Here is a 12,888-nt window from a genome sequence, read left to right as displayed (position 1 = left end):
ATGATGAAAAAATTGAGAAAAAAAAAGGCTAAGAGAGATAAATTATTTTTCTTACCTACATTAAGATGTGTAGAAATTGATGGAGAATTTTGTGTTTTCGAAAGAAAAGACGGTGGATGGAGCGAAACAGGTATAACCTATACTACTTGTGAAGAATGCAGAAAGAAAACCGGAGCGGATCGTTGTTATTCGTTATAATTCTTATCTCTTCAAGCACAAACATCCCTTAAAATTAAACATTAATGCTCTTAAACCAACAACTAAATCCTTAACATTTACGCAACAGTATACTTACATTAAGAGATTATCTTCGCTAACACAAAATTAGCCTTTCTTTGTTTTATAATCAGATTAAAGCGGCACAACATGGAAAACGAAATACAATCTGACAGGGATATTCAATGCGAATTTCTAAATATTTTTAAATTTATATGGGCAGCTTGTGGCATAGCGCCCTTAGGCGAAACACCGAACACTCCTGAACCAGAAAGTGCAAATTCTTAATCAAGCATACAAATATCGTATTAGATCACATCATTTTTACCAGATTACCCAACTGTTTCAGCTTAAATTTAAGCTCATCTGACCATGGAAGGCCAATACATAAGCGCATACAGTTCTGATATTGATTTTGCAGCGTAAACATAGGGCCTGGAGCAATACTGATTTTTTGTTTCATTGCCAATTCATACAGTTTTACAGTATCAACTTCCTTATTAAATTCTATCCATATGGCTAGTCCGCCTTGCGGTCGGGTTGTTTTTGTACCTTCTGGAAAATATTCAGTAACCGCATCTATAAAATGCTGATAATTGTGCTGTAAGGTACGCCGGAGCTGGTGCAAATGGCGATCGTACCGCCCAGTCTTGAGGAAATTACCAACGGCCTCATGAATAACAGAAGTTGAGGCAATGGCATGTACCAGTTTTAGTTTAAGTAGTTTTTCTTTATACTTTCCGGGTGCTACCCAACCCACGCGGTACCCTGGCGCCAAGGTTTTCGAAACCGCGCTGCACCACAACACATTACCTGCTGTATCAAATGATTTGCAGCATCTTGGCCGTTGTGTACCGAAATAAAGATCACCATAAATATCATCCTCAATGAGCGGAATATCATTTGCAGCCAAAAGCTGAACAACTTCTTTTTTGTGTTCATCAGGCATACAACTACCCAATGGCGTATTAAAATTAGGTATTAAAAGGCAAATATCAATTTTAGATACCACTTTCCTCAGCGCGTCTATTTCAATGCCTGTAACCGGATGCGTAGGCAATTCGAGTACTTTTAAACCCAAACTAATCACCAGTTGAAGAATGCCGGGATAACAAGGGCTTTCTATGGCCACTGTATCACCTCGCTTCCCTAAGGCCATCAAGCAAAAAGCTAGTGCATTCATTCCTCCAGCAGTAGTAATCAAGTCATCTTCATGAAGATTTCCTCCCCAAGCTAATGACCGTACTGCAACCATTCTACGTAACTTAACATTACCCTGAAGTGGTTCATATTCTGTCCCTCCTTCTTTAAGCGCCCGTGTGGCATAAATTATCTCTTTTTTGAGTTTTGCCAATGGCAATAAGCTACCCGATGGGACACCAATTGAAAAAAGGGTTAAATCATTGCGACCAATGCTAGAATAAACCTGGCTACTCAGCTCGCTCGGTTCATGATGATTTGCAATTAGCGACGGCTTACTAACTGCAGGTAGTGGAAGCCGCTCTACCCTATGGTTACTTACAAAAAAACCCGATTGTGGCTTGACCTCAACCAGCGACTGGGCTTCGAGTTCCAAAAATACCCTTTTTGCCGTATTCATGCCTACTGCATATTCTTTGCAGAGCATTCTAACAGAGGGGAGTTTGTCTCCAGCTCTTAGAATACCGTCTTTAATCTGTGTGGCAATTCCACTTACTATTTCATTATACCTGTAAACCTTTTCCATAATCACCAAAACTGTACCCATACAAATGTACAAAACTGATACTGTATTTATCGCTTTTACCTTTGCACCTTTGAATTAAGAAATCAAAAAACATGAAAGAAGCAGTAATTAACCCAAATAAAGGTCATATTTCGAGTGGTTGGCTTAACGGATTTATCGCCGTAATTATATTTAGCGGTTCTATGCCAGCCACAAGATTGGCAGTAATGGATATGAGCCCTATTTTTGTAACCGTTGCCCGTGCTTCTATAGCTGCACTGCTCGCACTTGGTGTATTAATTGCATTTAAAGAAAAACGACCATCAACCAAACATTTAATCTCGCTGATAATTGTAGCGCTGGGTGTAGTAATTGGCTTTCCGCTGTTAAGTGCTCTTGCTTTGCAGCACATTACTTCGGCACATTCGCTGGTATTCTTAGGCCTTTTACCTATGGTTACAGCCGCTTTTGCCGTTTTACGGGGAGGCGAACGTCCTAAACCTATATTCTGGTTTTTCTCAATTGTGGGCAGCTTTCTGGTGATTGGCTATGCCATTTATCAAGGGATTAATGCTGCACCAGTCGGCGATATTTTAATGTTATTGGCAATAGTCCTATGCGGACTTGGTTATGCTGAAGGTGCAAAATTATCTAAAACATTGGGCGGTTGGCAGGTAATTTCCTGGGCATTGGTGCTCTCGTTCCCATTAATGTTACCCTTAATGTTCATTTATCAACCAGTTTCATTTGCCGAGGTAGGTACCGCCGCCTGGCTAAGCCTTGCCTATATTTCGCTCTTTAGCATGTTCATTGGGTTTATTTTCTGGTACAGAGGTCTCTCACAGGGCGGAACCGCAGCAGTTGGACAGCTCCAGCTCCTTCAGCCCTTTTTTGGATTGGCCCTTGCCACCACCCTGCTCCATGAAAAAGTAAGTATGGGTATGTTAGCTATTACAATGGGCGTAATTCTTTGTGTTGCAGGCTCAAAAAAGTTTGCTAAATAATCATAATCTATCCTTCAAAATTTAATAAAAATGTTAATATCCAATAGTTTTAAGTTTGATGACCAAAGTGAGCAAATTGCCTTTATGAAGAGATATAGCTTTGCCACGATCATTACCAGTTACAATAATTTACCCATAGCCACTCAACTACCTTTTGTTGTAAGCGAGAAAAACGGGAAAGTGTTCATTAGCGGTCACTTTGCAAAAGCTAATGAACAGGTGAAATATATTGAACAGCATACTTCACTTATTATATTCGCCGAGCCACACGCTTATATCTCTCCTAGCCATTACGAAAAAAATGAAAGTGTACCAACGTGGGATTATATTAGCGTGCATGCTTATGGAAAAGCCAATATTATTAGCGATGAAGAAGCTAAAGAACAGGCATTAAAAGAAATGATTACGTACTATGAAAAAGAATATCTCGTACAATGGGATAGTCTTTCAGAAAAATTTAAACGAGGTATGATGCAGGGAATTGTAGCTTTCGAGATAGAGGTAAACAATCTTCAGGGAGTTAAAAAATTAAGCCAGAACAAATCAGAACAGGAACGAAAAAACATTGTAACCCAGCTAGAGAATAGCAACAATGCTGTTGAAAGAGAGCTGGCTCCATTCATTAAAAACCTATAGCTATAAACATATGAAGATAGAAAATAGTACAACACACGATATAGCAGAAATCTTCCGCTTATACGAAATTGCAACCGATTTCCAGAAAACGAAATATAGCGTTCATTGGCCCAAATTTGAACTTTCATTGATCGAAACAGAAATTAAGGAAAACAGGCAATGGAAAATCATGATTAACGGACAGGTAGCCTGTATTTGGGCCACTACTTTTAGCGATCCGCAGATATGGGAAGAAAAGAACCTCGACCCGGCCATCTATATTCACCGCATAGCCACAAATCCTGATTTCAGAGGACAGAACCTGGTTGGCACGATTGTAAGCTGGGCAAAAGAGTACGCCAAAGCAAATGCTAAACGCTTTGTTAGATTAGATACGGTTGGTGAAAATGAGGGACTTATTCAACACTATCAAAAATTTGGATTTGATTTTTTGGGACTATATGAGCTAAGCAATACCGATCAGCTTCCGGCACATTATCATCATAAGCCAGTTAGTTTATTCGAAATGCAAATTTAATGCTGAATATAGTGATAAGTCCAAAAACCTTCGAGTTCGAAGATTTTGGGTTCAATCGTTTACAAAATATTTTCAGCACCAGTCTTAACTCTATCGGGCGTTACCTTACCATGAACATTATTGTGCTCAATGATATTATCCATAGTTAAACGTCTTTTTTAATTTTCACAGCAAATAGCAACCACATGATTGAAATGAAGATCAAAACAAGATGATATATAGATTTTAAGTCACAGATAAGGTTAATATTTTCACATCAATTGTATCATTTTTATAGAAAAATCATTTTTTCCCCTTAAAACGCTTTTTATTATAATCCTAGATCTCAAAAAACGTCATAATTAATTGGCTACAAACAAATTGCATATTAATAAAATTCAAATATCCGGAAAGAAGATAATCAGTTTTTAATTAAAGGCGTATCTGTAGAAATACAGGCAATTTAATTTATGCAAAAACTACGTTTAAACAGCTTTAAAGCGCATTAAAAATTAATATTAAGGGTATTTTTTAGTGCATTTTTTTAATTACTTTCGACCAAAAGAGCCCTACAAACTGACACATTAGAATACACAGTAAACCAAAACCTGACCTACATAGGTAAGTGGTTTATTATGCTATAATTTATTAAAACGCACTCCGCCTTTAATAAATTAAAGTTCCATGTTAAGCCACGTATGGGTTCTAACAGGTTATTTATGATTAAGGCTTTTCTGCTATTTTTATTTAACGGATTATTGGGATTAATATTGCTCTGCTCAGCAAATATTGCATTTGCGCGCAATGAAATCAAAACCATAACAAATACTGGCTTTAACAATTTACCTTTCACTTTTTCTTCAAAAGCCAGCATAAATACCACAAAACGTTTACCTGCAAGCAGCTATTCTAAACATTATATCGCCCCTGCACCATGGCAATACTGGAGCAAAGCCAACGAGATTGTAATTACATCAGATGTTGGAACCGTTACAGGAACAATAAAAAAAAGTGATGGTACCATATTATTTAACTTTACTTGTGTGCAAGGCACGCCCTACGTACAACGCTTTAGCGGATTACCTAAAGATGTACCTGCGCACCCGCTGAATACCGTTATAAGCGGTGCCGGATTAATTATAGAAGCCACCGGATCTATTTCAGTTAATTTAAGAAATGTTGCTTCAGATAATTTAGGAACTGACGGTGCGGATACGGATATTAAGGGTAATGCCTCTCTTTTTAGTTTTGGTGATGCGGCAATCGGAACCTCATTCCGCGTAGGCTACTATCGTGGCGGCAATCTTGCAACTGGTTCACACGCTCCTATATATAGCATTATGGCTACGGAAAACAACACCATTGTTAAAATAGCGGGGTAGCAAAGGCAACATTAAACGCAGGACAAAGTTATTTGTTCAATGCAAAAATGGGAACTTGGTAGAATCATCTGGGCCGGCTGTAATGAATACCGCAGCAGACCTTGACGCACCTGGAGGTTGTGGAGATGGTGCTTACAATCCGATTCCGCCCATTGCCTCATTGGGGCAGGAGTATGTAGTGGTTAAAGGCGAAGGTAATTCAACCGCGGAGCAGACTACGGTGATTGCAACAGAGGCCAACACCGTAGTTACAGTTACCGACTTTGACATGAACGGTACCCAGAAAAGGGTAACTACCTATCCCCTGGCCCAAGCCGGAGATACTGTAACTTTCCAACATGGCTATATTAATGGAACTTATAGTTACAAAAACCCACCGGGTATAAACACAGGTCGATATTCATCATCAAGAATTGAGGCGACTAAAAATGTAGAAGTTTTTTCAGGCACAGCTGGAATTTCAAGTGGAGGTGGTTGTGAGGTCGATGTTGCTACTTTAGTACCGATATCCAGCTGTTCGGGATCTAAAAAAGTCGAAACCAGCAAATTCACCGCTTATAACAACAGTGATTTATCCTATTTTGGCTACATCATTACAAAAAGTACGGCTAAAATTTACCTTACAACCCAACTTGGCTCCCCACTTTATACAAATAATGATATTGAAGCAATAGCAGGTATTGGTATCCGTAAAACACTGGGAACTTCTGGCTTATATTTAATCAGTTTTACAAAAACAGATATTGGCTCACCAAAAACAATCATCATTACCAGCCCAGAACGGCTTACAGTTTCTATGGTGCAACAAGACGGTAGGTTCTCCATGTCGAACTTTATTTCACGTTTCCCTGAAAAGGGTGTTCAACCAGTGATATCACAAACCAACTGTACTTCAGCAACACTTACAGCAACTCCAAATGCTTCCAATTATCAATGGTATCTTAACGAAGTTCCGATAAGTGGTGCAAATACCAATACTTATGTGGCTAGTACATCTGGCAATTATTCGGTGAGTTATAGTTTAGATTGCGGGCTGAGTGCACCTTCTCTCCCAATAAAGGTTTCACTTTGTAATATCGACCGTGCTATTACCAAAACCGTTGATATTGCTTACCCGGAGCTAAATAGTAACGTAGTATTTACCCTTAAGGCCGAAAATTTGGGCGAGGGCAATGCAGTTGGGGTATCGGTTACGGATCTGCTTCCCAGCGGTTTTACTTATGTATCAAGCGTAGCACCATCAGGTACAAGTTATGATCCTATTTCGGGGATATGGACTATTGGCGATTTGGCCAGTAATGCCAGTATCTCCTTAAGCATCACAGCAAAAGTTGTAGCAACAGGAACTAATATTAACACCGCAACGATTACTGGCTCGCAGCCTGATCAGGTAACCACTAACGATCAGAGCTCGGTAAGTACCATAACTGGTTCTAAAGATAGAGAAGTATGTGTGGGTACAGCCATGAACGATATTATTATCAGCATTCCATCAGGTTCAAACGGTATTCAAGTTACAGGTTTACCAGCCGGGATAATCTACACCAATAGCTCATCTCCTAAAAAAGTTACCATTTCAGGTACGCCAACTACCGCAGGCCCACCAAAAACTTATACTGTTTCCAATACTACAGGAGCTTCATTTACTACAACCGGTTCAATAACGGTAAATGGAAATGTAAGTACTCCGGTTTTTAATAGTGGATTAACCGATAAACGCTGTGCTGGTACGGGAACCGACACCTACGTAGCAACAGCAGCAAATGCCACAAGCATAGTCTACTCCCTATTACCCTTATCGGCAGGTATTATTGACGCAAACAGTGGTAAAGTAACCTGGGATAATACATTTACAGGAACAGCCACCATAACGGCCACTGCAAAGGGCTGCGCGGAGAAAACAACAGATTTTATTGTAATCGTAAACGCGCTTCCAGCTTTAACATTGGGTGCCGATCCCGAAGTATGCCAGGGTTTTACCACATTATCTCTCCCGTATACCAACGCTTTAAACAACCCAACAACATATAGCATTACCTGGAATGCATTAGATTTTGATCCGGTTAACAATCAACCTTTACCAACAGGTAATATTCCGCTTAATATTCCAGCCAATGCTGCATTAGGTGTTCATTCTGGTGTATTGACCATTAAAAATGCAGCGGGTTGCAGTACTCAAATTAATTTCAACATTAAAATAAATCCAAAACCATCAGCACCGCATGTGCTGGTACAAACTAGTTCACAATATTAATCAAACAAAAAATCGTCCCCATGAACAATTCAATTACAAAAGCAATTTTAGCCATTACATTCTTGGTAATCTGCACATTTTCAACCGTATCGGCCCAGGTATTACCCACCACAAGTGGCGTTAATTTATTCTGCAAAGGATCAGACCTTACCTTGCCCACGCCCCCAGCAGGTGCAGACTGGATTGTTAAATATAGTGCAACACAAACCACAACACCAAGTACAGGTGTTACTTTAGCGTCGGGAAATAAAATCGCAGCGGCCGATTTAAACACAGGCTATTATTATTTAAGTTCTAAATCAAGTACGCCAGGATCCTGCGAATCTGAATTACAGGAAATTCCGGTATATGTACTTCAACCTTTGGTGGTTAATTTTACACCCGCTGATTTCTGTCTGGAAAGTCCATTGGCTCAAGTTGGTTCTGTTACCAATCCTGATGCCACCAACATTCCGGATTTGGCCTACCAATGGTATACGGTAACAGGAGGCGTAGAAACGGCTATAACAGGTGCTACATCAAAAGATTATACGCCATCGGCTCCGGCAACTGTTGGAACAAAAACACATAGGTTAAAAGTAGGTTATGTAATTAATGGCAATAAATATTGTCCACAGTGGGCAGATCATGATGTTACGGTAACGGCTAAGCCTGTAAAACCAACCATTACGCCAGGAACCATTACCGGTACAGCAACAGCAGTTACTTTCTAGGCTGATTTTCATTTTTCTGATTATTATATAAATGAGGTTAAGGATATCCTCCTTTCTGTCATTGGCCTTGATGTTGTTTTTTATTCAAACAGCAATGTGCCATATTGCTTCCGATGGGCAGCAAACCATTACGATCAGGCAAGGGTCGTCAGTGGTTCTGCGTGCAAATTCGGCTGGGGCAGCCTCATATATATGGTATAAGGATGATGTGCTCATAAACGGGCAAAATAAAGCAACGCTTATTACAGCCACTGCCGGCGTATATAAAGTAGCTACTGTAAATAAATTTGGCTGTACATCGGAGATTTCAGATGAAATTAAGGTTCTTGTATTACCACAACTTATTGCTGATGTAGCCATAACAAAACGATCAGAATCGAAAATTGTAGTGGGCGATCAGGTTTTTGAATATTACCTAAACGTTAGAAATAATGGTACAGATGATGCCACCCAACTAACGATTAAGGATGCGCTTCCGGATAACCTCTCTTTAGAAAGCCTGGCCCAACCAACTGATGGAGCAGCAAGCTACGATCAGCTAAGCAGAACCATTAACTGGAGCATTCCCTTACTGCCCAATGGAAAGTTTGCCGAACTGGTCATCAAAGTAAAATCCAAGCAATCGGGCATGGTAACCAATACTGCAACCGTCACTGCAACAGAATTTGACCCCAACCTGGCCAATAATACATCAACCGATAAAAAAGAGATTTCAGGTTTAAGAATACCAAATGTTTTTACGCCTAATGGGGATGGCAAGAACGACACTTTTTATATTGAACATCTGGAATCTTTTGAATCGAACGAAGTAACGATCATTAACCGCTGGGGAAGTACGGTTTATCAATCTAATTATTACAAGAACGACTGGACGGCTCCGGGATTAGCAGATGGAACCTATTTCTATGTGGTTAAAGTTAGAAATGGAACAACTGACTGGCAAGATTACAAAGGTTATGTAACGGTAATCAGGTAAATAAAACAAAATACAGACATGAACATTTTAAAAAGGATATTTCTTGTTTTGATCATTACGATATCATCTGTTAAAGTTTTTGCACAGCAAGATGCCCAGTTTGGACAATATATTTTTAATGGTATGTACATCAATCCTGCCTATGCGGGTTATAAGGAAGAGCTTTACCTGCAGGCTTTTGCCAGAGCACAATGGACAGGTGTCCGGGGAGCACCACAAACCTTGTCTGTATCAGCAGATGAAGCTATAAATGACGAAAGTATTGGCCTCGGGATGATTGTAACCAAAGATAAAATAGGTGCACAAAATACTTTAAATGCATCAGCTAACTTCGCTTACAGGATAAAACTCGATCGTACTGAAACCAATATCCTCGCATTTGGTTTAGGCATAGGTGTAATACAGACAGCCTTAAACGGCAATTTGTTAGATCCGATTGAAACTGGCGATAACCGTATCCCAATTGGATCAATAAGCCAGACCATGCCCGATATACGCGCTGGTATTCATTATTCAAATGAGAAATTTTTTATCGGTTTTTCAGCAAATAATCTCTTATCAAAAACCTTATCTGTATTTGACGATTACAATTCGCTAAACGTTAAAATTCAGCCTCATTTTTATTTAAGTGCAGGAGTTGCCTTACCCGTAAATGAAGATTTTGTTTTTAAACCAACCTTTTTAATTAAAGACGATTTACATGGACCAACCTCATTAGATTTAAATGCCTTTTTACTTGTGAAAGAGCGTTTCTGGCTTGGTGCAGTTTACCGCACTTCAGTAAAAATTTATCCAAAAGATAACCTGCAGTCTGGATTAACCAGTAGGGCTGCAGTTGGTTTCATCAGCGAATTGTTTATAAGATCTAATCTGCGCATTGGCTATGGTTATGATTACAGCCTTAACAAACTGAGTAATTATGACTATGGCTCACACGAAATCTCAGTTGGCTACTATATCGAAACCAAAAAGAGCCGAAGACCAAAGTGTTATTTTTAGGTATGAATAAAAAATGTAGCGCCAATTATTCATCAAACCAATATACTACCAGGCAATACCATAATCTTCGCCATGGTTACTCGAGCCACCTTGCAAACTATTGTGCTTCCAATCAAAATAAATGGCATTAATTGGGCCACTGGTACGTTCTGAGAAACTAAGTGTATAACCCATTTTTTTCAGTTCAGTCCGCACCTCCTCTTTAGTATTGGCATTTAACAAGATCTGACCAGGCTTCGGTTCTCTATCGCTCGTTTTTGTGCCACCGAGAGAAAGCCAGAGCTGATTGGTGTTAAAGTTCGCTGCTTCAGTTGCCCTTTGAACATTCATACCGAACTCTGCCATGTTTAAAAAAAACTGCAGTAAGTTCTGATCCTGGGTATCTCCACCCTGAACTGCGGCAGATACAAAAGGTTTACCATCTTTGATAAACAATGAAGGCGACAAGGTTACTCTTGGCCGCTTGCCCGGTGCGACAACATTAAAGGGGTTTAGGGTAGAATCGAGTACAAAGCTTTGCATACGCTGGCTCATTCCAATACCGGTATTACCAGCAATACAGGCCGGAAGCCAGCCACCACTTGGGGTAACCGATACCACCCAACCTGCTTTATCTGCAGCCTCGATGGATGTTGTTCCCCGCCATAAACGGTCTTCATAAATTTCTTTTGACGTATTGTTGCCCAGGTCGTGCTTTGGTGCAAAATTACGTTTAGCTGTATCAAGGTTAAAACCTCTACTTTTTAACAGATTTAAGTAAGGATTTTTCTTCCCTTCATATGGGTAAGGATCGCCAGGACCTATGTTTGCATCATTTTTATCAAACTGGATAAGTGATGCACGCTGTTTGGCATAATCTTTACTTAACAGACCTTTTATTGGTTCAGCAGGATTTTGGTTTGGATCGCCGTAATAAAAATCACGGTCAGCAAAAGACAAGTTCATTGCCTGATAAACAGTATGAATATATTTTGAGCTGTTATATCCCATTGCCTTTAGATCAAAATTCTCTAGTATATTCAAAGCTTGCAGCAAAACCGGTCCCTGTGTCCATTGTTTTAATTTATATACCTCAATGCCTTTATAATCGGTACGTAGTGCTTCTTCTTCAAGCGGTTTCCATTTAGCAAGGTCGTCCATGGTAATTAAACCACCTTGTTCTTTACTTCCGCGAACAAATTCTTGCCCAATATCTCCTTTATAGAAACGATTATAAGCAGCCATTAATGCCTCCTGTCGGGAACTACCTTTCTTCAGCGCCGCTTGTTCTGCTTCAACCATTTTGGTTAACGTGGCCAACAAATCTTTCTGAATAAAAACCTCACCTGCTTCTGGCGCTTCGCGTTTTTCGCCAAAATGCGGCAACAGCACTTTTTTACTGTAAGGCCAGGTTTTAATCAATTCTTTATCGCGCTCCATACTGTTTGCCGCCTGTGCTTCTATGGCATAACCTGCAGCCATGTGCATGGCAGGCGCCAGAACCTGCTTCAGGCTCATGCTCCCGTATTTGCTCAACATGTAGATTAACCCACCGGGAGTACCTGGTGTAGTGGCGGCTAAAGGGCCATATTCTGGTGGGAAACTATAACCTTTAGCTTTAAAAAAGGCTACGGTAGCTCCGGTTGGGGCAACGCCCATTGCATTAATGGCAATCACCTTTTTTGTATTCGGGTTATAAATCAGCGCTTGTGTTTCTCCTCCCCAGCTCAGGGTATCCCACATGGTGCAAGTGGCTGCCAACACAGCACATGCCGCATCAACTGCATTTCCTCCTTGCTGAAAAACCATTGCCCCCGCTGTGGCCGCCATTGGCTTTCCGGTAATGGCCATCCAACTGTTGCCATAAAGCATCGGTTTTTGCGTTTGTTGTGCAAATAAAGGACGAAGAGAAAGTGATAATAATAGAAATAGGAATAAATTTTTCATAGTTCCAATATAGCTAAAAATATACTACAGTAATCCTGTGTCAGCTCTGCAGCCGTTAATTCAGGGCAATAAAACAAGCTTGTTACTTAATTTAAGTACCACTACTACAACTAACCAGTTTTTTAGTAATCTCTGCATTAGAAACAAAGTTAAACCCTGCCTTTATTTCTTTTTCTTGGGTTTGGGTTCAGGCAGTTCAGCTACTGTGATGTTTACCAGTTTTTTTAGCCAATCGCGATCTTCCAACCGTTCCTCGATTAGAAATTGGTTTTTTGCACCCGGATAAGGCGGTGCTTCTACAACATCTGTTATATACGCCCTGCCGGCTAAAGTTGGCTTAACAAACAGCTTATTATCGCATACAAGTGCAAATAGCTTACCATCAAAATACAAACCATATTCGCCAAACATTTTCTTATAGATAACATGTTCGGAATAATCGATCTGATCCATTATAAAGTCTACGAATTTCTGATCTGATGCCATTTACAATTGATTTAATTTAAATTTTAGAAATTATAAGCAAGGCCAAAAAAATAATCGAAAAGGAAGCCTATTTTAGGATAAATTTTGGCTGTACT

At 39.8% G+C, this 12,888-nt stretch carries 13 protein-coding genes; 10 read left to right on the top strand and 3 right to left on the bottom strand.

Annotation, left to right across the window (positions count from 1 at the left end):
- Together H9N25_RS06995 and H9N25_RS06990 are read left to right on the top strand one after the other, a co-directional pair.
- Complete coding sequence (locus H9N25_RS06995; protein ID WP_190328399.1) at positions 1-198, top strand: hypothetical protein; 198 nt, start codon at positions 1-3, stop codon at positions 196-198.
- A gap of 168 nt (positions 199-366) precedes the next feature.
- Positions 367-504 (top strand): hypothetical protein, encoded by a 138-nt coding sequence (locus H9N25_RS06990; protein ID WP_167294008.1) that lies wholly within the window; start codon positions 367-369, stop codon positions 502-504.
- Positions 505-529: 25 nt separating this feature from the next.
- Here H9N25_RS06990 and H9N25_RS06985 read toward each other — a convergent pair whose 3' ends face one another.
- The gene (locus H9N25_RS06985; RefSeq protein ID WP_223833644.1) at positions 530-1,963 is read right to left on the bottom strand and encodes an aminotransferase-like domain-containing protein; all 1,434 of its coding nucleotides are present in this window, start codon (positions 1,961-1,963) and stop codon (positions 530-532) included.
- Between the two features lie 71 nt (positions 1,964-2,034).
- Between H9N25_RS06985 and H9N25_RS06980 the strand changes: the two genes are divergently transcribed.
- The 8 genes from H9N25_RS06980 to H9N25_RS06945 all read left to right on the top strand — a co-directional run bounded on the left by H9N25_RS06980 (position 2,035) and on the right by H9N25_RS06945 (position 10,381).
- Entirely contained in the window at positions 2,035-2,925 is an 891-nt protein-coding gene (locus tag H9N25_RS06980; protein ID WP_190328398.1) for a DMT family transporter, read from the top strand.
- 30 nt (positions 2,926-2,955) lie between these two features.
- Positions 2,956-3,561, top strand: coding sequence for an FMN-binding negative transcriptional regulator (locus H9N25_RS06975; protein ID WP_190328397.1), 606 nt, complete (start codon positions 2,956-2,958; stop codon positions 3,559-3,561).
- A gap of 10 nt (positions 3,562-3,571) precedes the next feature.
- Complete coding sequence (locus H9N25_RS06970) at positions 3,572-4,078, top strand: GNAT family N-acetyltransferase (protein ID WP_190328396.1); 507 nt, start codon at positions 3,572-3,574, stop codon at positions 4,076-4,078.
- A 698-nt stretch (positions 4,079-4,776) separates the two neighbouring features.
- Positions 4,777-5,439 carry a hypothetical protein gene (locus H9N25_RS06965; protein WP_190328395.1) on the top strand — a complete coding sequence of 221 codons (663 nt, stop codon included), beginning with the start codon at positions 4,777-4,779 and terminating at the stop codon, positions 5,437-5,439.
- Between the two features lie 55 nt (positions 5,440-5,494).
- Complete coding sequence (locus H9N25_RS06960) at positions 5,495-7,693, top strand: DUF11 domain-containing protein (protein ID WP_190328394.1); 2,199 nt, start codon at positions 5,495-5,497, stop codon at positions 7,691-7,693.
- Positions 7,694-7,713: 20 nt separating this feature from the next.
- Complete coding sequence (locus tag H9N25_RS06955) at positions 7,714-8,406, top strand: hypothetical protein (RefSeq protein WP_190328393.1); 693 nt, start codon at positions 7,714-7,716, stop codon at positions 8,404-8,406.
- Between the two features lie 31 nt (positions 8,407-8,437).
- On the top strand, positions 8,438-9,382 hold the full coding sequence (locus H9N25_RS06950; RefSeq protein ID WP_190328392.1) for a T9SS type B sorting domain-containing protein: 945 nt from the start codon (positions 8,438-8,440) through the stop codon (positions 9,380-9,382).
- Between the two features lie 18 nt (positions 9,383-9,400).
- Positions 9,401-10,381, top strand: coding sequence for a PorP/SprF family type IX secretion system membrane protein (locus tag H9N25_RS06945; protein WP_223833643.1), 981 nt, complete (start codon positions 9,401-9,403; stop codon positions 10,379-10,381).
- A gap of 45 nt (positions 10,382-10,426) precedes the next feature.
- Here the strand turns inward: H9N25_RS06945 and H9N25_RS06940 are convergent, their stop codons facing one another.
- Both H9N25_RS06940 and H9N25_RS06935 read right to left on the bottom strand, forming a co-directional pair.
- The gene (locus H9N25_RS06940) at positions 10,427-12,307 is read right to left on the bottom strand and encodes a gamma-glutamyltransferase family protein (RefSeq protein ID WP_190328391.1); all 1,881 of its coding nucleotides are present in this window, start codon (positions 12,305-12,307) and stop codon (positions 10,427-10,429) included.
- A gap of 162 nt (positions 12,308-12,469) precedes the next feature.
- Positions 12,470-12,793: a TfoX/Sxy family protein gene (locus H9N25_RS06935; protein WP_190328390.1), complete on the bottom strand. Its 324-nt coding sequence runs from the start codon at positions 12,791-12,793 to the stop codon at positions 12,470-12,472.
- Positions 12,794-12,888 lie beyond the last annotated feature (95 nt).

The sequence above is a fragment of the Pedobacter riviphilus genome, from assembly GCF_014692875.1.
GTDB classification, from domain to species: domain Bacteria; phylum Bacteroidota; class Bacteroidia; order Sphingobacteriales; family Sphingobacteriaceae; genus Pedobacter; species Pedobacter riviphilus.
Note: the sequence above shows the minus strand (reverse complement) of the source record. Positions and strands in the feature narration are given on the sequence as shown.

Bases quoted from the DNA above. Each gene is read 5' to 3' on its own strand.
- H9N25_RS06985 (WP_223833644.1), bottom strand. From the start codon at position 1,963: ATGGGTACAGTTTTGGTGATTATGGAAAAGGTTTACAGGTATAATGAA.
- H9N25_RS06975 (WP_190328397.1), top strand. From the start codon at position 2,956: ATGTTAATATCCAATAGTTTTAAGTTTGATGACCAAAGTGAGCAAATT.
- H9N25_RS06945 (WP_223833643.1), top strand. From the start codon at position 9,401: ATGAACATTTTAAAAAGGATATTTCTTGTTTTGATCATTACGATATCA.
- H9N25_RS06965 (WP_190328395.1), top strand. From the start codon at position 4,777: ATGATTAAGGCTTTTCTGCTATTTTTATTTAACGGATTATTGGGATTA.
- H9N25_RS06990 (WP_167294008.1), top strand. From the start codon at position 367: ATGGAAAACGAAATACAATCTGACAGGGATATTCAATGCGAATTTCTA.
- H9N25_RS06970 (WP_190328396.1), top strand. From the start codon at position 3,572: ATGAAGATAGAAAATAGTACAACACACGATATAGCAGAAATCTTCCGC.
- H9N25_RS06980 (WP_190328398.1), top strand. From the start codon at position 2,035: ATGAAAGAAGCAGTAATTAACCCAAATAAAGGTCATATTTCGAGTGGT.
- H9N25_RS06995 (WP_190328399.1), top strand. From the start codon at position 1: ATGATGAAAAAATTGAGAAAAAAAAAGGCTAAGAGAGATAAATTATTT.
- H9N25_RS06935 (WP_190328390.1), bottom strand. From the start codon at position 12,793: ATGGCATCAGATCAGAAATTCGTAGACTTTATAATGGATCAGATCGAT.
- H9N25_RS06940 (WP_190328391.1), bottom strand. From the start codon at position 12,307: ATGAAAAATTTATTCCTATTTCTATTATTATCACTTTCTCTTCGTCCT.
- H9N25_RS06955 (WP_190328393.1), top strand. From the start codon at position 7,714: ATGAACAATTCAATTACAAAAGCAATTTTAGCCATTACATTCTTGGTA.
- H9N25_RS06950 (WP_190328392.1), top strand. From the start codon at position 8,438: ATGAGGTTAAGGATATCCTCCTTTCTGTCATTGGCCTTGATGTTGTTT.